The organism is Haloferax gibbonsii, from assembly GCF_001190965.1.
Lineage (GTDB): Archaea > Halobacteriota > Halobacteria > Halobacteriales > Haloferacaceae > Haloferax > Haloferax gibbonsii.
Window position 1 is genome coordinate 1,261,847 of the sequence record NZ_CP011947.1, and the last position, 17,701, is coordinate 1,279,547.

The 17,701-nt window shown below is 68.0% G+C and carries 20 protein-coding genes; 7 read left to right on the forward strand and 13 right to left on the reverse strand.

The window, feature by feature from the left end:
• The first annotated feature begins 76 nt into the window (after positions 1-76).
• Both ABY42_RS06685 and ABY42_RS06690 read left to right on the forward strand, forming a co-directional pair.
• Positions 77-328, forward strand: a complete 252-nt coding sequence (locus tag ABY42_RS06685; protein WP_049905219.1) for a sulfurtransferase TusA family protein — start codon at positions 77-79, stop codon at positions 326-328.
• Positions 325-906: a DsrE/DsrF/DrsH-like family protein gene (locus tag ABY42_RS06690; protein ID WP_050459011.1), complete on the forward strand. Its 582-nt coding sequence runs from the start codon at positions 325-327 to the stop codon at positions 904-906. The genes ABY42_RS06685 and ABY42_RS06690 overlap by 4 nt, the downstream gene beginning before the upstream one ends.
• A 183-nt stretch (positions 907-1,089) precedes the next feature.
• On the opposite strand, the gene ABY42_RS06695 is transcribed toward ABY42_RS06690, so the two are convergent.
• The 9 genes from ABY42_RS06695 to mce all read right to left on the reverse strand — a co-directional run bounded on the left by ABY42_RS06695 (position 1,090) and on the right by mce (position 11,286).
• On the reverse strand, positions 1,090-1,893 hold the full coding sequence (locus tag ABY42_RS06695; protein WP_050459012.1) for an N-acyl homoserine lactonase family protein: 804 nt from the start codon (positions 1,891-1,893) through the stop codon (positions 1,090-1,092).
• A 165-nt stretch (positions 1,894-2,058) separates the two neighbouring features.
• Entirely contained in the window at positions 2,059-2,721 is a 663-nt protein-coding gene (locus ABY42_RS06700) for an AIM24 family protein (RefSeq protein ID WP_004977155.1), read from the reverse strand.
• Between the two features lie 118 nt (positions 2,722-2,839).
• Positions 2,840-4,174 carry a glutamate-5-semialdehyde dehydrogenase gene (locus ABY42_RS06705; RefSeq protein WP_050459013.1) on the reverse strand — a complete coding sequence of 445 codons (1,335 nt, stop codon included), beginning with the start codon at positions 4,172-4,174 and terminating at the stop codon, positions 2,840-2,842.
• The gene (proB, locus tag ABY42_RS06710) at positions 4,167-5,042 is read right to left on the reverse strand and encodes a glutamate 5-kinase (protein WP_004977153.1); all 876 of its coding nucleotides are present in this window, start codon (positions 5,040-5,042) and stop codon (positions 4,167-4,169) included. The genes ABY42_RS06705 and proB overlap by 8 nt, the downstream gene beginning before the upstream one ends.
• Complete coding sequence (proC, locus tag ABY42_RS06715; RefSeq protein WP_081605245.1) at positions 5,035-5,808, reverse strand: pyrroline-5-carboxylate reductase; 774 nt, start codon at positions 5,806-5,808, stop codon at positions 5,035-5,037. The genes proB and proC overlap by 8 nt, the downstream gene beginning before the upstream one ends.
• A gap of 103 nt (positions 5,809-5,911) precedes the next feature.
• Complete coding sequence (locus tag ABY42_RS06720; protein WP_004977150.1) at positions 5,912-7,063, reverse strand: acyl-CoA dehydrogenase family protein; 1,152 nt, start codon at positions 7,061-7,063, stop codon at positions 5,912-5,914.
• 93 nt (positions 7,064-7,156) lie between these two features.
• Positions 7,157-8,818: a long-chain fatty acid--CoA ligase gene (locus ABY42_RS06725; RefSeq protein WP_050459014.1), complete on the reverse strand. Its 1,662-nt coding sequence runs from the start codon at positions 8,816-8,818 to the stop codon at positions 7,157-7,159.
• Positions 8,819-8,910: 92 nt separating this feature from the next.
• Positions 8,911-10,899 (reverse strand): o-succinylbenzoate--CoA ligase, encoded by a 1,989-nt coding sequence (gene menE / locus ABY42_RS06730; RefSeq protein ID WP_050459015.1) that lies wholly within the window; start codon positions 10,897-10,899, stop codon positions 8,911-8,913.
• A 3-nt stretch (positions 10,900-10,902) separates the two neighbouring features.
• Positions 10,903-11,286, reverse strand: coding sequence for a methylmalonyl-CoA epimerase (gene mce, locus ABY42_RS06735; protein WP_004977146.1), 384 nt, complete (start codon positions 11,284-11,286; stop codon positions 10,903-10,905).
• A 54-nt stretch (positions 11,287-11,340) separates the two neighbouring features.
• Here mce and ABY42_RS06740 point away from each other — a divergent pair, with 54 nt between their 5' ends.
• Both ABY42_RS06740 and ABY42_RS06745 read left to right on the forward strand, forming a co-directional pair.
• Positions 11,341-11,709 carry a YbjQ family protein gene (locus ABY42_RS06740; protein WP_004977145.1) on the forward strand — a complete coding sequence of 123 codons (369 nt, stop codon included), beginning with the start codon at positions 11,341-11,343 and terminating at the stop codon, positions 11,707-11,709.
• Between the two features lie 7 nt (positions 11,710-11,716).
• Positions 11,717-12,055: a hypothetical protein gene (locus tag ABY42_RS06745; RefSeq protein WP_050459016.1), complete on the forward strand. Its 339-nt coding sequence runs from the start codon at positions 11,717-11,719 to the stop codon at positions 12,053-12,055.
• A gap of 201 nt (positions 12,056-12,256) precedes the next feature.
• Here ABY42_RS06745 and ABY42_RS19945 read toward each other — a convergent pair whose 3' ends face one another.
• Together ABY42_RS19945 and ABY42_RS06755 are read right to left on the reverse strand one after the other, a co-directional pair.
• Positions 12,257-12,541 carry a hypothetical protein gene (locus ABY42_RS19945; RefSeq protein WP_004977143.1) on the reverse strand — a complete coding sequence of 95 codons (285 nt, stop codon included), beginning with the start codon at positions 12,539-12,541 and terminating at the stop codon, positions 12,257-12,259.
• A gap of 337 nt (positions 12,542-12,878) precedes the next feature.
• Positions 12,879-14,555 carry an acyl-CoA mutase large subunit family protein gene (locus ABY42_RS06755; protein WP_004977142.1) on the reverse strand — a complete coding sequence of 559 codons (1,677 nt, stop codon included), beginning with the start codon at positions 14,553-14,555 and terminating at the stop codon, positions 12,879-12,881.
• Positions 14,556-14,765: 210 nt separating this feature from the next.
• Between ABY42_RS06755 and ABY42_RS06760 the strand changes: the two genes are divergently transcribed.
• The 3 genes from ABY42_RS06760 (at position 14,766) to ABY42_RS06770 (ending at position 16,613) form a co-directional block, all read left to right on the forward strand.
• Positions 14,766-15,434 carry an O-methyltransferase gene (locus ABY42_RS06760; protein ID WP_004977141.1) on the forward strand — a complete coding sequence of 223 codons (669 nt, stop codon included), beginning with the start codon at positions 14,766-14,768 and terminating at the stop codon, positions 15,432-15,434.
• Between the two features lie 82 nt (positions 15,435-15,516).
• Entirely contained in the window at positions 15,517-15,891 is a 375-nt protein-coding gene (locus tag ABY42_RS06765; protein WP_082220642.1) for a nascent polypeptide-associated complex protein, read from the forward strand.
• On the forward strand, positions 15,888-16,613 hold the full coding sequence (locus ABY42_RS06770; protein WP_050459018.1) for a methyltransferase domain-containing protein: 726 nt from the start codon (positions 15,888-15,890) through the stop codon (positions 16,611-16,613). The genes ABY42_RS06765 and ABY42_RS06770 overlap by 4 nt, the downstream gene beginning before the upstream one ends.
• Before the next feature lie 51 nt (positions 16,614-16,664).
• Here the strand turns inward: ABY42_RS06770 and ABY42_RS06775 are convergent, their stop codons facing one another.
• Both ABY42_RS06775 and ABY42_RS06780 read right to left on the reverse strand, forming a co-directional pair.
• Entirely contained in the window at positions 16,665-17,285 is a 621-nt protein-coding gene (locus ABY42_RS06775; RefSeq protein WP_050459019.1) for a DUF6517 family protein, read from the reverse strand.
• Positions 17,286-17,325: 40 nt separating this feature from the next.
• Positions 17,326-17,646, reverse strand: coding sequence for a transcription factor S (locus tag ABY42_RS06780; RefSeq protein ID WP_049905217.1), 321 nt, complete (start codon positions 17,644-17,646; stop codon positions 17,326-17,328).
• Positions 17,647-17,701 lie beyond the last annotated feature (55 nt).

Genomic DNA, 17,701 nt, shown 5'->3' on the forward strand with positions numbered 1-17,701 from the left:
TCTACCCAAGAACCGACACACTTTTACGAAGCACCCCTATATTGTGGAATACACCCAACACAGGTGACCCCGAAAAATGAGTACATACGAACCCACCGAAACCCTCGACGTGAAAGGACTGTCCTGCCCGATGCCCGTCGTCAAGACCCGCGGCGCGGTCGACGACCTCGAAAGCGGCGAGATTCTGCAGGTCGTCGCGACCGACTCCGGCAGCATGAGCGACCTGAAGGGCTGGGCTGACTCCACCGACGGCGTCTCCATGCTCGACCAGGAAGAGGCCGAGGAAGACGGCGACGCGGTCTTCCGCCACCTCATCCAGAAGGAATGAGCTCGGACGCCGACGCGCCCGTCGACGCGGGAGCCGCCTCCGTCGAAGACCTCCGCGCGCAGATCCAAGCCCTGCAGGAGGAGGTCTCCGACCTCCGGGAGGCCACCGACGACGACGGACAGAAGTCGATGACCATCATCGCGACCAAAGGCACCCTCGACATGGCGTACCCGCCGCTCATCCTCGCCAGCACGGCGGCCGCCTTCGGCTGGGACGTCGTGGTCTTCCACACGTTCTGGGGGCTCGACATCCTCCACGAGGAGAAGTCGAAGAACCTGAAGCTCAGCGCGGTCGGCAACCCGAGCATGCCGATGCCGAACGCCGTGGCCGCGTTGCCCTTCATGGACAACGTCGCCACGAGCATGATGGAAAAGAAGATTCAGGAGAACGGGACCGCGACCGTCGAGGAACTCATCGAGACCTCCCTCGACATGGGCGTGGACCTCCAGGCCTGCCAGATGACCATCGAGCTGATGGGCTACGACGAAGCCGAGTTCTACGACGGCGTCACCACCGGCGTCGGCGCGGCGACGGCCCTCCAGCACATGGCCGACGCCGACGTGCAACTCATGATTTAGGCCGGTCCGTCGTCTCCACCGGCCATTCAATCCCCCACTCCACCTCAACCCACACCACCCAACCCAGCCAATCCCTGCGGTTCCCTTCTTACGTTCTTCGGACGCGATGAGTGCCGCGGCCGCCCGCCGTTCTGCGGTTGACGCGTGAAAATCAGAGCCTCGTCGGGCGCGCCGTCGCCCGTCTCAGGCGTTCCAGCCGTCGCCGAACGACTCGAACCGTTCGAGGTCGTGGCCGAACAGCACGTCGCCGCCGGTCCGGCGTTCGAGCTCCTTCACTTTCTGGAGGCTCTCGAACCAGTCGCGCTCGCTCCAGAGCAGGCCGGGGCCGAGCGGCACCTCGTCCGTGTAGTTGCCCTCGACGTAGCACTCGTCGCCCGCGACGAGCACGTCGCCGTCGGGCGTCTCAATGTGCGCGCCCAGCACGCCGGGGGTGTGACCCGGCAGGTGGACGAGCCGGAAGCCGTCGAACAGCGTGTGCTCGCCACCGTGGACGACGTTCCAGTTCAGGTCGCGGTCGAAGTCCGACGCGAGGTACGCGATGGAGCCCTCGGTCGTCTTCGCCGAGTAGTACGCGAACTTCAGTTCCTCCTCGTGGACGTATACCGGCACGTCCGTCCCGGCGAACTCGGCGAGGCCGCCCGCGTGGTCGAGGTGCAGGTGGCTCATCACCACGGCGTCGATGTCGCCGAGGTCGTAGCCGACCGAATCGAGGTCGCCTTCGAGCGTGTGTTCCGCGGCGTCGACGTACTCGAACGCCTCGTACAGCGGGGCGGGCCAGTAGCCGTCGCCCGCCTCGGGGTTCGCTCCGGTGTCCCACAGCACCGTCCGGTCGGGGCCGTCGACGACGGCGTTCCAGACGACGAACTCGGCCGTTTCGTGGTCGGGGCTTCGGTTCGACGCGCTCCCCATGGTGTACCCGTCGAGGACGTACCCCATATCCGTGAGAACGCGACCGCGGTCGACCAGATGGACGCTGATGTCACCCATACGCCGGGATTAGGACGGAGTCGGCATAACAGTTCAGGCAGACAATATATGTCCGCCGGGCACGAGAGATACGCGCCGTCTCGGCCCGTTCGGTCCGAGTAACGACGAAAACGGCCGAAAAACGGCCGCTGAGCGCAAAACTGGAGTCGGAGTCGCGCCGGGCGACTACTCGCCGGGGCCGACTTCCTCGAACGGCTGGACGATGACGAAGCCGCCTTCGCCCGCGAATTCGAGCTGGTAGGACTCGCCCGACGAGCGGCCGAGCAGGCCCTTGATGTTGATGTCGCGGTTCGACGACGGCGAGACGGTTCCGCTCCACGCGACGGTCGCGTTGGGGTCGGTCTTGGCCGGCGTCTGGAGGACGATGGGCTCGCCGTGGGTCGTGATGGCGACGTGGCCGGGGCCTTCGAGGAAGACGTTGAACAGGCCGCCGGAGGACGCCCCAGCGATGCTCGTCAGCATCTTGATGTCCCAGTTCACGCTCGACTCGAACGCGAGCACGTCGTTACCGTTGACGCTCAGTTCCTCGCCCGCGTCGAGTTCGAGAATCTGGACCTCCTTGGCCTGGTCTGCGAGATAGAGGTGCCCGGTTCCGGTCGCCTGCATCATGACGTCGCCCTCGCCCGTGGCCTTCTTCTTGAGCATCCCCGTCAGGCCGCCGGCGGACTTCCGCTCGAAGGAGATGTCGCCGGTGTAGCCGACCATCGACCCGGCCTTGGCCATGACGCTCCCGTCGAGAGCCACGTCGAGCAGTTTCGAGTTTTCGAGTTCGAAGGATTCGCCGCCTTCGGACGGTGCGTGCGTGCTGACGAATTCGTCTAAATCCATTGGAGTCACCGAGTCGCAGCGGAGACGACTCTACCGGAGAGGCGACTGTCAGGGATATAGTTCTATGTGCCGCGAGAATTCGAAACGCGGAGCGACGACCGAAGGGCGTCCGGCGCGCTCAGTCTCGCCGACTTCGGTGGCCGGGGTTCCACTCGGCGTCGAGCGCTTCGTGGGTGAAGGGGACGGCGTCCTCGCCGGCGTAGGTGGCGACCAACTGGCCGTCGCCTTCGAGGTAGTACTTGTAGGTCGTCAGCCCTTCGAGACCGACCGGGCCGCGGGCGTGAATCTTGCCCGTCGAGATGCCCACCTCGGCGCCGAGACCGTAGCGGTAGCCGTCGGCGAACCGGGTCGAGGCGTTGTGGAAGACGCTGGCGGCGTCGACGCCGGTCATGAACGTCTCGGCGCGCTTGGCGTCCTCGGTGACGATGGATTCGGTGTGTTTCGAGCCGTGGGCGTTGATGTGGTCGACCGCGTCGTACAGGTCCGAGACGACCTTGATGGAGAGTTCGAGGTCGCCGTACTCGGTGTCCCAGTCGTCGTCGGTCGCGGGGTCGACAGCGACGTGCTCGCGGGTCGCCTCGTCGCCCCGGAGGACGACGCCCTCGTCGCGGTAGCGCGCGACGACCGTCGGCAGGAAGTCGGCGGCGACGGACTCGTCGACCAAGAGCGTCTCGACGGCGTTGCAGACCGCGGGGTACTGCACCTTCGCGTCGAGGGCGATGTCGGCCGCCATGTCGAGGTCGGCCGCCTCGTCGACGTAGACGTGGCAGATGCCCTCGGTGTGGCCGAGGACGGGAATCTGGGTGTTGTCCTGGATGTAGCTGACGAACTCCGAGGAGCCGCGGGGCATCACGAGGTCGACCATGTCGTCGAGTTCGAGCAGGCGGTCGACCTCCTCGTGGGCCTCGATGAGCGTCGCCCAGCCGTCGGGGAGCTCTTCGGTGGCGGACAGAATCGTCTCGTACAGCACGCGGTTCGACTCGCTCGCCTCGCTGCCGCCCTTGAGGATGACGGCGTTGCCGGACTTCAGCGCCAGCGCGGCGATTTGGACGAGCGCGTCGGGCCGCGATTCGAAGATGGTCGCGACGACGCCGATGGGGACCGAGAGCTTGTACAGTTCGAGGTCCGCGTCCAGTTCGCGCGCTTCCAGCGTCTCGCCGAGCGGGTCGTCCTGCTCGGCGACGGACTCGACCATCCCGGCGATGTCGTCGAGTTTCGCCTCGTCGAGTTTGAGGCGGTCGACGAGCGCCTGCGTGTACTCGCCCGCTTCGAGCATCGCCTCGGCCTCCTCGACGTCCTCGCGGTTGGCCGCGAGAATCGCCTCGCTGTTGTCGCGGATGGCGTCCGCGATGGCTCCGAGCGCGGCGTCGCGGTCGGCCGCGTCGACGTTCGCGAGGCGCAGCGCCGCCGACTGTGCCTGTTCGACCTGCGCGGTCGTGTCTCGCTCAGTCATCGAGTTCACCATCGAGGGGGAGGAACATTGTTCCCACCGATTCGCGCTCGGCGATCTTCGCCAGCACGTCGGGTTCGGTCGACTTCGCGATGACGGCGGGGATGCCGTACTCGGCGGCGTCGCGCGCGCCGCGGACCTTCGTCTGGATGCCGCCGAAGCCGCCGGTCGAACTCGCGGTGACGATGTCCTCGACGTCGCTGTAGTTGTCGCCGACGACCTCGATGCGCTCGGCGTCGGGGTCCTCCTTCGGGTTCCCGGTGTAGACGCCGCCCACGTCGGTGAGCGTCACGAGCAGGTCGACGCCGATGCCGACCGCGATGTTCGACGAAATCATGTCGTTGTCGCCGATTTGGAGCTCCTCGGTGGCGACCGCGTCGTTCTCGTTGATGATGGGCACGACGCCCCACTCCAACAGCGTCTCGACCGTGTTCCGGAAGTTGGTGAACCGTTCGGGGTTCTCCAGGTCGTGCTGGGTGATGAGAATCTGGGCGACTTTCCGGTCGTAGCGCTCGAAGCTCTCGGTGTAGCGGTGCATCAAGAGGCTCTGGCCGACCGTCGACAGCGCCTGCGACGCTTCGAGGGTGTCGCGGTCCGCCGTGGGATGGTCGAGGCGGCCGATGCCGGCACCGACCGCGCCCGAGGAGACGAGAAGCACCTCCTTGCCGCGCGAGAGGAGCGATTCGATGTCGTCGACGAGCTTGTCGAGCTTGTCGTCGTCGAGGTTGGAGTCCTCGTCGGTCAGCGAGTTCGTGCCGGCCTTGACGATGACGCGCTTCGCCTCGGCGGCGGCGTCGCGGGCGGCGGCGACCGCGTCGGGGTCGGGCTCGGCGACCTCGGAGGTCTCCGTCGTCTCGCTCACCTCACTCATCGGCGAAGTCCTCCGCGAGCTCCTTCGACCGGCGCTCGGCGGCGACGACCGCCTCGGTGACGGCCTCGTCGGCGGCGCTGTCCCAGAGGACCTCCATCCCCTCGATGGTCGTCCCGTTCGGCGAGCAGACCGCGTCGATGAGTTCGTCGGCGCTGCGGTCGTCCTGCACGACGGTCTCGGCCGCGCCCTTGAACGTCTGGGCGGCGAGAATCTCGGCGTCTTCCTCGGAGAGCCCGCCCGCGACGCCGGCCTGCGTGACGGCCTCGATGAGATAGAAGACGAAGGCCGGGCCGCTGCCGTTGACCGCGGTGGCGATGTCCATCTGCGACTCCTCGACCTCGACGAACTCGCCCACGTCCGAGAGGAGTTCGCGGACCTCGTCGGTCAGGTCGCCGGTCGCCGCCGCGGCCATGTCGCGGGTCTCGGCGGCGAGGTTCGGCATGATGCGGACGACGCGGGCGTCGGTGCGCGCCTCGACGAACGAGGTCGGGACGCCCGCGGCGATAGTGACGAGAGTCTGGTCGGGAGACAGGTCGAGTTCCGAGAGGACGGCCTCGACGATGTCGGGCTTGACCGCGACGAACACCACGTCGGCGTCGGCGGCGCGCGACACGTCGTCCGTCGTCGCTTCACAGTAGTCGGCGACCGCGGCGAGGGCGTCGGGGTCGAGGTCGCAGGCGACGACCGAGTGACCGCCCGCCTTCCAGAGCCCGGTGAGGAGGGCGCTCCCCATGTTTCCGCAGCCGATAACGCTCGTGCGTACCATTTGCTGAGTCAAGGTACGACGCTCAGATAGTAACTGCGTTCCGGTCAAGCGATGCCAAACCGGAAAACGAGTTGTCAGTTCTCCCCCCGGTCTCGGGGTCGCCTCAGAGCGCGCCCTGCCGGTAGATGAGGTTGCGCTGAATCTCGTTCGCGCCCTCGTAGATGACCGGGATGCGAACGTCGCGGTAGACCCGCGAAATCTTGTACTCGTTGAGGACCGACCGACCGCCGTGGAGCTGCATGCCGCGTTCGGCCACGTCGACGGCCGTCTCGGTCGACTTCGTCTTGGCGGCGGCCGCCCAGAAGCCGGCGTCCTCGTTGGTTTCGACCTTCTCGGCGGCGCGCCAGTTGAGCGCGCGGGCCGCCTCGAACTCCATGCGCATGTCGGCGAGGATGTGCTGGACCGCCTGGAACTCCGAGACGTTGCGGCCGAACGCCCGCCGCTCGTGGACGAACTCCCACGCCTCCTCGATGGCGGCGGCGGCGAGGCCGAGGCTGTGGCCGCCGACGATGATGCGACCGTGGTTGAAGAAGTCCGCGAGCATGTAGAAGCCGCCGCCCTCGGTGCCGATGAGGTTCTCCTCGGGAACCTCGCAGTCGTCGAAGACGATGTGGCCCTGCTTGGACGCGCGCATGCCCATCTTCTCGGGGATGTGCTCGGCCTCGTAGCCGGGCGTGTCCGTCGGCACGATGAACATCGAGTAGTTCGAGTAGCGGTCGTCGGTGTCGGCGGTCTTGGCGTACACCGTCAGCCAGTCGGCCTCGACGGCGTTGCCGACCCAGTACTTCTCGCCGTTGAGGACGTAGCCGTCGTCGGTCTTCTCGGCGGTCGTCTCCATGCCGGCCATGTCGGAGCCGGTCTGCGGCTCGGACACCGCGAGCCCCGAAATCTGCTCGTTTTCGGCGACCGGTCGGAGCCACTTCTCCTTCTGTTCTTCGCTGCCGTAGTCCTCCATAATCTCGCAGCCGAACGAGGCGAGTTGGAGCGTCAGCGCGATGCCGGCGTCGGCGCGGTAGAACTCCTCGGAGATTGCCAGAATCTGCTGGAGGTCGAAGCCCTTCCCGCCGTACTCCTCGGAGATGTCCTGCGCGACGAGCCCCGCGTCCATCCCCGCCTGGAGGACCTCGTGGGGGTACTCGCCGGACTCGTAGTATTCCTCCGCGACCGGTTCGATGTGCTCTTTGGCGAACTCGCGGGCCTCCCGCTTGAGTTCGCGGGCGTGTTCGGGCACGATGGAGTCGTCGAGAAGTTCCATGTCCCGACATAGGATTGTACAGTAAAAATAGTGTATGGAACCAGTCTAAACTTCAAACTGGTTCTTCGTTAGAACCCACGACCGACCCGGCGCTCACTCGTCCGACGGGGCCTCCGCGTCGGGTGTCTTGCCCTCGATGAGCGAGGAGTCGTCGTACTGGTCTCTGAGTACCTTCTTGTCGAACTTGCCGGTCGCGGTCTTCGGCACCTCGTCGATGAAGACGACTTCGTCGGGTGCCCACCACTTCGGGAACTCGTCTTCGACGAGCGCGACGAGTTCGGTTTTGAGCGCGTCCTCGTCGACGCCACCCTTCGGGACGATGAACGCCACGGGGCGCTCCTGCCAGCGCTCGTGAGGCACGCCGATGACAGTCGCCTCGGCCACGTCGTCGTGAGCCATGATGCTGTTTTCAAGTTCGACCGACGAAATCCACTCCCCGCCGGACTTGATGACGTCTTTCGCTCGGTCGACGATTTGGACGTAGCCGTCTTCGTCCACCGTGACCACGTCGCCGGTCTTCAGCCAGTTGCCCTCGTAGTCTTCCTCGTTCGCGTCGGGGCGCTCGAAGTACTCGGTCGTCACCCACGGGCCGCGCACCCAGAGTTCGCCGAAGTCCTCGCCGTTCCACGGGACCTCGTCGCCGTCGTCGTCGACGACGCGCATCTCCAGTCCCGGCGCGAGCAGGCCCTGCTTGGCCCGCTTTTCGTACTGTTCTTCGGCCGGGAGGTCCTCCATCCCCGGCTTGAGATGCGCGACGGTGCCGACCGGCGACATCTCGGTCATCCCCCACGCGTGGAGCACGTCCACGTCGTACTCCTCGTCGAACCGGCGGATGACCGACCTGGGCGCGGCCGACCCGCCGATGATGATGCGTTCGAGCGACGAGATGTCCGCGTCGTGCTCGTCGAGGTAGTCGAGCAGGCCGAGCCACACCGTGGGCACGCCCGCGGTCATCGTCACGCCCTCCTCCTCGATGAGTTTGGCGAGGTCCTCGGGCGTCGGGGACGGGCCGGGATAGACGTGTTTCGCGCCCGCCGCAGTCGTCGAAAACGGCAGGCCCCACGCGTTGACGTGGAACATCGGCACGACCGGCATGATGACGTCCTCCGCGCCGATGTCGAGACCCGACTTGGGGAGCGTCGCCATCGTGTGCGCCCACAGCATCTGCTGGGAGTACTCGACGCCCTTCGGTTCGCCGGTCGTCCCCGACGTGTAGCACATCCCCGCCGGTTGGTCCTCCGGGAGGTCCGGCCAGTCGTACTCGTCGGGGTAGTCGGCGATGAACGACTCGTAGTCCGTCACCGGGGACAGCCCCACGTCGTCCGGCACCTCGGAGGCCATCACGACGAACTGCTCGACGGAGGCGAAGGCGTCCTCATCGACCGCGCCGGCGAGTTTCGGCGCGAGCGACGGGTCCACGAAGATGATGCGGTCAGCCGCGTTCTCGACGATGTACTGGATGTGGTGGTCGGGGAGAAGCGGGTTGATGGTGTGCAACTGCGCGCCCATCGACGGCACGCCGAAGTACGTCTCGAAGTGTCGGTTGTGGTTCCAGCAGAACGTCGCCACCCGGTCGCCGTCCCCGATGCCGGCGTCCGAAAGCGCCCCCGCGAGCCGTGCCACGCGTCCCTCGTACTCCGAGTACGTGTAGCGTTCCAGCCCTTCGGCGGTCCGAGAGACGATTTCGCGGTCCGGAAAGAGCTTGCCCGCGCGCCACAGGAACGGCCGAAGCGTCTGGTTGGTAGCACCTACCATACAGTCCACTTGCGGTAAAACGTAATGATTGTTTGGACACAACCCGGCGAGACGCGGGCTGTGGGTTTTGCTTCACCCGCGGGCGCGTTCACTCACTCGTCGCGGTCGGGTGCGGGTTCGTCGTCGCCGCCGTCGCCGTCGTCGATGTCGCCCTCCGCGCTCTCGACGTCACCGCGTTCGTCTTCGTCGGCTATCGCCTCACCGTCGTCGTCGTCTCTTATCGCCTCACCGTCGTCGTCTCCGCCACGTTCCGCGTCCGCGTCCGCCGGGTCGGCCTCGGCGTCGTCGATGGCGGCCCCGTCGGCGTCGCTCGCGGGCGTCACCTCGTCGACTTCGGCTTCGGGGTCGTCGGCTTCGCGTCCGCTCTCGCTCGCGCGCGCTTCGTCGCGTTCCTCGGCCGCCGCGCGCACCGGTTCGGCCTCCGCGACCGGTTTGGCCGCGACCAGTCGCTCGCGGACCGCCTCGCGGTCGATGGTCCCCGAGACGGTCCGCGGGAGTTCCTCCGCGGTCTCGACCAGTCGCGGACACTTGAACCCGGCGAGCCGCTCGCGGCAGAAGGCGTCGAGGTCCTCGTCGTCCGGGGGATTCTCCGGGTCGGCGGGGACGACGAGCGCGGCGACGCGCTCGCCCCACTCGGAGTCGGGGATACCCAGCACGACGGCGTCGTCCACCGCCGGGTGTTCCCGCAGGACCGCCGCGACCTCGCCGGGGTCGACGTTCTCGCCGCCGGTGATGATGCGGTCGTCCTTCCGGTTCAGGACGTACAGGAGGCCGTCGTCGTCGCGGTAGCCGATGTCGCCGGTCCGGAGGCCGGCGTCGGTGAAGGCGTCGGCGGTCGCCTCCGGGTTCCGGTAGTAGCCGGGCGAGACGGTCGGTCCGGAGACGACGAGTTCGCCCGGCGTGCCGGGTTCGACGGCGGTGCCGTCCTCGTCGACGACCCAGAGGTCGGTGAAAAACAGCGGTCGCCCGACGGTCCCCACGTCGGCGAACGCCTCGTCCGGGGTCGCGGTGGCGACCTGCGAGGCCGTCTCGGTCATGCCGTAGGTCGGGTAGACCGGCACCGAGTAGTTCCGACAGCGCTCGACGAGGTCGTCGGGGGCGGGCGCGCCGCCGAGGAGCACCACGCGGAGCGAATCGGAGAGCGTGCCCCTGCTGTCGAGCATCCGCTTGAGCATCGTCGGCACGAGCGAGACGCCCGTCGCGTCGTACTTGCCGATGTCGTCGGCCGCGCCGCCGGCGTCGAACCCCTCGCGGAGGACGACGGTCGTCCCGTACAGCGGGCCGCGGAGAATCGGGCCGATGCCGCCCATGTGGTGCAGCGAGAGCGTGACGAGCCACCGGTCGTCGGGCGAGACGCCGAGTCGGAACGCCCCGGCGACGGCGTTGGCGAGCAGATTGCCCATCGTGAGTTTCACCGCCTTCGGCGTCCCGGTCGTCCCCGAGGTGAAAAGCAGGAGCATCGTCTCCGAGAGCGACCAGCCCGCGGGTTCGACCCGCTTCGGCGCGATAGACGAGAGGTTGATGACGCCCTCCCAGCGCGGGTCGTCCACGGAGACGACGGGCACGTCGGTCGTGGCCTCGACCGCCGTCGACTCGGTAGACTCGCCGCAGACGAGCGTCGTCACGTCCGCGAGTTCGACGTTGCGGCCGACCTCGTCGGGGGTGAGTCGGTCGCTGAGCGGGACGAGCACCGCCCCGAGCCGCGTCGCGGCGTGGATGAGTCGGACGTAGTCCACGCCGGGGTCGAGAACGACGCCGAGGTGGTCGCCGGCCTCGACGCCGAGCGCGGCGAGTTGGCCGGCGGTCTCGTCGACGAGCGCGTCGAGTTCGCGGAAGGTCCACGAGTCGCCGGTCGCTGCGTGGATGAGCGCCTCTCGGTCGGGCGTCGCGGCGACCCGGTGGGAGAGCCAGTCGCGCATCGGTCCGGCGAACCCGCGGCCCTCGCCGCCGGGTGCGGAGCCGTCAGCGGCGGAGCCCTCATCGCCACCGTCTGAACTGCCGGTGGCGGCTGCGTCGTCGTCGGTCGACCCGTCCGCGGGCGCGTCGTCGTCGGCCGTGTCGTCGGGGTAATCTCCCGTCATCGCTCAGTGCGAGACGAACTCGACGAGGACGCCGCCCGTGGACTTGGGATGGAGGAAGGCGACCTCGTGGCCCCACGCGCCGGGGCGCGGTTCCTCGTCGATGCGGTCGACACCGGCGGCCTCGGCGGTCCGGAGCGCGGCCTCGATGTCGTCGGTCTCGATGGCGACGTGGTGGATGCCGCCGCCGCGCTTGTCGAGGAACTTCGAGATGGCACCCTCCTCGTGGGGTTCGAGCAGTTCGAAGTAGCCGTTTTCGAGTTCGAGGAAGACGACCGACATGCCGTCGAACGTCTCCTCGTGGGCCACGGGCGCGTCGAACAGCTCCGCGAACAGCGCGGCCAGCCCGGCGGCGTCGGGCGTGGCGATTCCGACGTGGTCGAAGTGCATGTCACCAGTTCGTCGGGCGCAACGGATAAACCCAGACGGTTCGATACTCATGTCATGATAGTAACTACAACTGAGTCGGTCGTCGGCCGCGACATCGAGGTGACGCTGGGTGCCGTCCGCGGGAACACGATTCGCGCTCGGAACGTCGGCCGCGACATCACGCAGGGGCTCCGGAACATCGTCGGCGGCGAGCTCAAGTCCTACACCGGGCTGATGGCCGAGGCGAGAGACGAGGCGACAGACCGGATGGTTGCCGAGGCGGAGGCGATGGGTGCCGACGCCGTCGTCGGCGTCCGGTACGTGACCGCCGAGGTAACGCAGGGCGCGGCCGAGATTCTGGCCTACGGGACCGCCGTCAAACTCGTCGGCGACGACGACGCCGACGCGGAATCGGCGTCCGAGTCGAACGCCGACGTGGCGTGAGCCGACGATGACGCCGACGTCCCGGCGCGCCGCCCGCGACCCGCGGCGGCTCGCGCGCGGGTTCGCTCGACTCGCAACAGACCGGGCCACAGTCGCCGTCTTCGCCGTGCTCGCGGCCGCGTGGGCGGTCGGCTTCTTCGGCGTGTTGCCGAAGGAGATTTGGGTCGTCGACTTCCCCGCGCTGGTGGCCGCCTTCTTCTTCGACACGCTCGCCGCCAACGAGTTCGGCGTCCGCGAGACGGCGACGTTCTACCCGGCGCTCGCCGTCTTCGGCTACCTCCAAGCGATGCTCGTCGTGGCGGTCGTGCGGGTGCTTCGAACCCGACTCGCCGGGGTCGGTGAGTGACCTAAGAGCGGGAAACGCGTCGAGAGCGGGAACGAAAATGAGCGCGGAAGCGCGCGTCAAGAGCGGGACGCGGGAGTCGTGACGGTCGAGAGGGGTGTGACGGCCGTGAGGGGTGCGGTGGTCGTGAGTGGCGTGGAGCGTGCGAGGTGTGTGAGGGACGCGAGCGGGGGCGGTGTGGAACTCACGGCGTTCGGCCGGTCCTCAGTCGCGGGCGGTCCGGGCGACCGTGACCTCGACGGGGACGCCGGGCACGTCGACCGTCAGCATCGAGCGGTCGGCCCGGGTGACGACGGCGCGGGCGACGGCGACGATGGCGGCGACGGTGACGGCGACCGCGAGCGACGCCACGGGGAAGGTGACGACCGCGACGACCGCGGCCATCGACGCGAGCAGGACGGCCTGCGTCGCGAGCGAGGGCGCGGGTCGGTGATGGGAGGGTCGGTAGTCGGAGACGGTACGACTGTCTCGGGAGCGTCTTCGTGACATTCGTCTGGTGAGGTGGACAATCGGATGCGATACCGGGGGCTCTCCGGTCGAAGAGCCCCGCAACGCGACGGCCGCCGCTCGAAACGTCGAGCGACTGGTGGCGCGAACCTCGCGCCGACAGACGGCGGCCGGGCGTGTGACGGGTTTAGAATACGATAAGCGGCATCATAAGCCTCGATTGTCTCCACTCGGGGGGTGATAATAAAACTCGTTAGCCGGGTGAATGTATAATTCGAGTGACTAGTTGGCACGGGGCGAGACGGGCTGGGCGGTCGGACTGGGGTGGAGACGGAACCCGACCGCCGGCGTTGGTCGCCGCCGAGTCTCGGGGGCCGACTCAGGCCATGCCGGGTTCGTACTCGCCGAACTCCTCGCGGAGAACGCCGCATATCTCGCCGACCGTCGCGTAGGCCTTGACCGCCGTGACGATGAGCGGGAGGAGGTTCTCGTCGCCGTTCGCGGCGGCGCGGATGTCCTCCAGAGCGGCCTCGACGGCCGCCTCGTCGCGGTCGTCCTTCCGGGCTTCGAGCGACTCGACCTGCTTGGTCTCGTCTTCTTCGGCGACCTCCTGGACCTCGACGGTCGGCTCCTCGTCCACCTGATACTCGTTGACGCCGACGATGACGCGCTCGCCCTCCTCAATCTCGCGTTGGCGCTCGTAGGCCACGTCCTGAATCTCCCGCTGGACCCACTGGTTCTTCACGGCGTCGAGCATGCCGCCGCGCTCGTCGACCTCGTCGAGCAGGTCGAACGCCTCGTCTTCGATGTCGTCGGTCAGCGCCTCGACGTAGTAGCTCCCCGCCAGCGGGTCGATGGTGTCCGCCGCGCCCGACTCGTGGGCGAGAATCTGCTGGGTGCGGAGCGCCGTCCGAACCGACTTCTCGGTCGGCAGCGACAGCGCCTCGTCCTTCCCGTTGGTGTGCAGCGACTGCGTGCCGCCGAGGACGGCCGCCAGCGCCTGATAGGCGACCCGGACGACGTTGTTCTCGACCTGCTGGGCGGTGAGCGTCGACCCGCCGGTCTGGGTGTGGAACTTCAACTGCATCGACTTCGGGTTCTCCGCGCCGAAGCGCTCTTCCATGATTTTCGCCCACATCCGCCGGGCGGCGCGGAACTTCGACACCTCTTCGAGGATGTTGTTGTGGGCGTTGAAGAAGAAGGACAACTGGGGGGCGAACTCGTCCACGTCGAGGCCGGCGTCGACCGCGGCCTGCACGTACTGGATGCCGTTACCGAGGGTGAACGCGACCTCCTGGGCGGCCGTCGACCCGGCCTCGCGGATGTGGTAGCCGGAGATGGAGATGGTGTTGAACTTCGGCGTCTCCGCCGCGCAGAACTCGAAGATGTCCGTGATGAGCCGCATCGACGGCTCCGGCGGGAAGATGTAGAGATTCCGCGCGATGTACTCCTTCATGATGTCGTTCTGGATGGTGCCGCGGAGCTCCTCGCGGGGGACGCCCTGCTTGTCGCCGAGCGCGACGTACATCGCCAGCAACACGGCCGCCGGGGCGTTGATGGTCATCGACGTGGAGACCTCCCCGAGGTCGATGCCGTCGAACACCGTCTCCATGTCGTGGAGGCTGTCGATGGCGACGCCCGACTTCCCGACCTCGCCGGCGGCCATCATCGCGTCGGAGTCGTAGCCCATCTGCGTCGGCAGGTCGAACGCGAGCGACAGCCCCGACGAGCCGTTGTCGATGAGGTAGCGGAACCGCTCGTTGGTCTCGGCGGCCGTCCCGAAGCCGGCGTACTGCCGCATCGTCCAGAGCCGCCCGCGGTGCATGGTCGGATAGACCCCGCGCGTGTAGGGCTTTTCGCCCGGGAAGCCCACGTCCTCGTCGTAGTCCACGTCGGCGTCGTCGGGCGTGTAGAGCCGCTCGACGACGTTTCCGCCCGTGTCCGTCGTGAACTCCTCCTTTCGCTCCCCGAAGCGGTCGAGGGTCGGCCCCAGCGTCTCCTCTTCCCACTCGGCTTTCGCCTCCCGAATCTCTTCGAGCTCGTCGGGATCAAACATGGTCGAAGATGTGGTTTGTCCCTACTTAAGCGTACGCGGGTCGGCGAATCGCGGTGCTGCCGCCGACTGCGGGCGCGACGAGGGCGGACGCGAGACCGTGAGACCGAGACGACGGACGCGGTGAGGGCGGAGCGCAAACGCGCCCGCGACGGAACCCACGAATCCGGCCGCTGCGACCGATTTTATGTCGCTCGCGCGCCCTGCTTCGCCATGGACATCCTGACCGACGAGACGCGGCGGTTCCTCGCGGCGACCGCGCCCGAACACGACGCGGTGCAGGCCGAGATGGCCGCGTACGCCGACGAGCACGGTTTTCCGATTATCGGCCCCGAAGCGGGCGGCGTCCTCCGCGTCCTCGCGCACCTCGCGGACGCGGAGCGGCTGTTCGAGTTCGGCTCCGGCTTCGGCTACTCCGCGACGTGGTTCGCCGAGGGGATGGCGGACGACGGCGAACTCTACCTGACGGAACACGACGCCCACGAACTCGACATGGCGCGGGACTTTCTCGACCGCGCCGGCCTCGCCGACCGGACGACCTTCCTCGAAGGCGACGCGCTCGACCTGTTCGAGGGCGTCGACGGCGAGTTCGACCTCGTGCTCTTGGACCACCAGAAACACCGCTACGCCGAGGCGTTCGACCTCGTCGCCGACCGCGTCACGGAAGGCGGCGTCGTCGTCGCCGACAACGTGATGCGCGGCCCCGTCGACTTCGGCGCGCTCACCGACTGGAGCGAGGGGCAGGCTGAAGCGCTCGACGGGGCCGACGCCGACACCCGCGGCATCGCGGCGTTCCTCGACGCGGTGCGGGCCGACCCGCGGTACGAGACCATCGTCCTCCCGGTCGGGAGCGGTCTCGCGGTCAGCACGCGGGTCGAGTGAGCCAGCGAGCGTCGGCCCGGGCTCGCCCCGCCGCGCACCGACGTTCGCCACGCTTTTGAGCGCTCACCCCGACCCTTCGGGTATGTTTGGAGGCGGCGGGATGAACCCACGCAAAATGCAGCAAATGATGAAGCAGATGGGCATCGACGTGACGGAGCTCGATGCCGAGGAAGTCGTCATCAAGACGGCCGACGAGGAACTCGTCTTCTCTGACGCGCAGGTCACGCGCATGGACGCGCAGGGCCAGGAGACCTACCAAATCGTCGGCGAGCCCGAGACGCGCGAACTCGGTGCCGGTGACGACGGCGACGACGAGGCCGCGGCGGCCGCCGACGCCATCCCGGCAGACGACGTGGCCATCGTGGCCCAGCGCGCCGGCGTCCCCGAAGACGAGGCCCGCGAAGCGCTGGAGGCCGAAGACGGCGACCTCGCCGCGGCCATCTCGCGACTGGAGTGATACTCCTCGTCCACGGCGACCGGGAGTACCTCCGGGCGCCCGGCGACGAGCTGCACACCGACCTCGGGATGCTCACCGTCCCCGAGGACGTCGAAGCCGGCCAGACGCTCGAAACCCACATCGGCGAGGAGTTCCTCGTCCGCGAGCCGCGCGGCCCGGACCTCTTCAACCACTTCGAGCGCACCGGCGCGCCGATGATGCCGCGCGACATCGGCCTCATCGTCGGCCACACCGGCGTCGCGGCCGGCGAGCGCGTCCTCGACGCGGGCACCGGCACGGGCGTCCTCTCGGCGTACCTCGGTCGCCTCGGCGTCAACGTGACGACGTTCGAACGCGACGCCGAGTTCGCCGACGTCGCCCGCGAGAACATGCGACTCGCCGGCGTGGAAGAGCGCGTCGACGTTCGCACCGGCGACATCACAGACGAGGTCGACGACCTCGCGGCGTCGGCGTTCGACGTGCTCACCCTCGACACCGAGAACGCGCCCGAGGTCGTCCGCCACGCGCCGGACCTCCTCGTGACCGGCGGCTACGTCGCCGTCTACTCCCCGTTCGTGGAGGGCACGCGCGCGGCCGTCGAAGCCGCCAGGGAGGCGGGCCTGTCGGACGTGGAGACGTTCGAGACGATTCAGCGGCACATGGACTTCAACGACCGCGGGTCGCGCCCCTCGACCGCCGGCGTCGGCCACACCGGCTACCTCGTCTTCGCCCGCAACGAGTGAACGACGCCGACGCCGCCGGGCCAGCCCTGCTTTCGGTCCGTCGGCGTCGCCTCACCCGACGCGGCGAATCACGCGAAACAGCTCTTCTCTGAACCGCTCCGGCTCGATTACCTCGCGGAGCGCCGCCGCCGTCTCCGCGTCGCCGCCGCGGACCTCGCGGGGGTACGCGCCGCCGGTCAGGAGGAACTCGCCGTCGACCGGCGTCACCGCGAGGTAGGCGTCGGCCGCGAGTTCGACCCCCGCGAGTTCGACGGTCGCGGCGTACCGGACCACGTCGGCCTCGGCTTCGGTCCCGCCGTCGCCGGCGGAACCAGTCTCGTCGCCGCCACCGACTCGAACCCGAAGCGTCCGCGACTCGACGCGCCGAACGTCCGAGAAGCCGCGCGCTCCGAGGCGGGATTCGAAACCGGCGCTCGCGCGCTTGCCGACCAGTTTCGTCAGCGCCTTCGACGGCGGCGTGTGCGGCCGAATTTCGAGGCGGCTGGCGAACAGGAAGCGCCACGGGCCGTCGGCGGTCGCCGGGACGCGCTCGCGGATGGCGGCGTCCTCGTAGACGACGGTTCGGGCGACGACGCTGACGGGACCGAGCTCGAACGGCCGGTCGGTCGCGTCGTCGACGCGGACCCACCCCTCGAGCGGCGGGAGCGTCGGCGGGGCGAGCGCGTCGGACATACCCCGCGTTACGGACGGAGGGCTGAAAAAGGCGAGTCGCTCAGTGGTCGTCTTCGCGCCACTTGTGGTCGCACTCGACGCAGGTGAAGAAACGCGTCTCGGACTCGTCGGCCGAGCGGATCTGCTTCATCTCGTAGCGCGCCACGTCGTGGCCGCACTTCGGGCAGATGGTCTTCGTCGTCGGGCCGATGTCGGCGTTGTCCACGTCGGACATGTCGACGACCTCGCTGGACTCTTGGCCCTCGGTCGTGACCATCGACTTCTCCTTTTCGCTGTCGCGCGCTTTCTCGTGGCCGTTCGGACAGACCCAGACGCCGTCTTGCGGCGTCATCAGGGACCCGCAGTCGTCGCAAAACTCCATGATAGTACGTCCTACCGCTTGAGGGACTTAAGCGTCAGGATTGCGCCCCGCTCGC

Coding starts and splice junctions, on each gene's coding strand:
- ABY42_RS06685 (WP_049905219.1), top strand. CDS start 77: ATGAGTACATACGAACCCACCGAAACCCTCGACGTGAAAGGACTGTCC.
- ABY42_RS06690 (WP_050459011.1), top strand. CDS start 325: ATGAGCTCGGACGCCGACGCGCCCGTCGACGCGGGAGCCGCCTCCGTC.
- ABY42_RS06695 (WP_050459012.1), bottom strand. CDS start 1,893: ATGGGTGACATCAGCGTCCATCTGGTCGACCGCGGTCGCGTTCTCACG.
- ABY42_RS06700 (WP_004977155.1), bottom strand. CDS start 2,721: ATGGATTTAGACGAATTCGTCAGCACGCACGCACCGTCCGAAGGCGGC.
- ABY42_RS06705 (WP_050459013.1), bottom strand. CDS start 4,174: ATGACTGAGCGAGACACGACCGCGCAGGTCGAACAGGCACAGTCGGCG.
- proB (WP_004977153.1), bottom strand. CDS start 5,042: ATGAGTGAGGTGAGCGAGACGACGGAGACCTCCGAGGTCGCCGAGCCC.
- proC (WP_081605245.1), bottom strand. CDS start 5,808: ATGGTACGCACGAGCGTTATCGGCTGCGGAAACATGGGGAGCGCCCTC.
- ABY42_RS06720 (WP_004977150.1), bottom strand. CDS start 7,063: ATGGAACTTCTCGACGACTCCATCGTGCCCGAACACGCCCGCGAACTC.
- ABY42_RS06725 (WP_050459014.1), bottom strand. CDS start 8,818: ATGGTAGGTGCTACCAACCAGACGCTTCGGCCGTTCCTGTGGCGCGCG.
- menE (WP_050459015.1), bottom strand. CDS start 10,899: ATGACGGGAGATTACCCCGACGACACGGCCGACGACGACGCGCCCGCG.
- mce (WP_004977146.1), bottom strand. CDS start 11,286: ATGCACTTCGACCACGTCGGAATCGCCACGCCCGACGCCGCCGGGCTG.
- ABY42_RS06740 (WP_004977145.1), top strand. CDS start 11,341: ATGATAGTAACTACAACTGAGTCGGTCGTCGGCCGCGACATCGAGGTG.
- ABY42_RS06745 (WP_050459016.1), top strand. CDS start 11,717: ATGACGCCGACGTCCCGGCGCGCCGCCCGCGACCCGCGGCGGCTCGCG.
- ABY42_RS19945 (WP_004977143.1), bottom strand. CDS start 12,541: ATGTCACGAAGACGCTCCCGAGACAGTCGTACCGTCTCCGACTACCGA.
- ABY42_RS06755 (WP_004977142.1), bottom strand. CDS start 14,555: ATGTTTGATCCCGACGAGCTCGAAGAGATTCGGGAGGCGAAAGCCGAG.
- ABY42_RS06760 (WP_004977141.1), top strand. CDS start 14,766: ATGGACATCCTGACCGACGAGACGCGGCGGTTCCTCGCGGCGACCGCG.
- ABY42_RS06765 (WP_082220642.1), top strand. CDS start 15,517: ATGTTTGGAGGCGGCGGGATGAACCCACGCAAAATGCAGCAAATGATG.
- ABY42_RS06775 (WP_050459019.1), bottom strand. CDS start 17,285: ATGTCCGACGCGCTCGCCCCGCCGACGCTCCCGCCGCTCGAGGGGTGG.
- ABY42_RS06780 (WP_049905217.1), bottom strand. CDS start 17,646: ATGGAGTTTTGCGACGACTGCGGGTCCCTGATGACGCCGCAAGACGGC.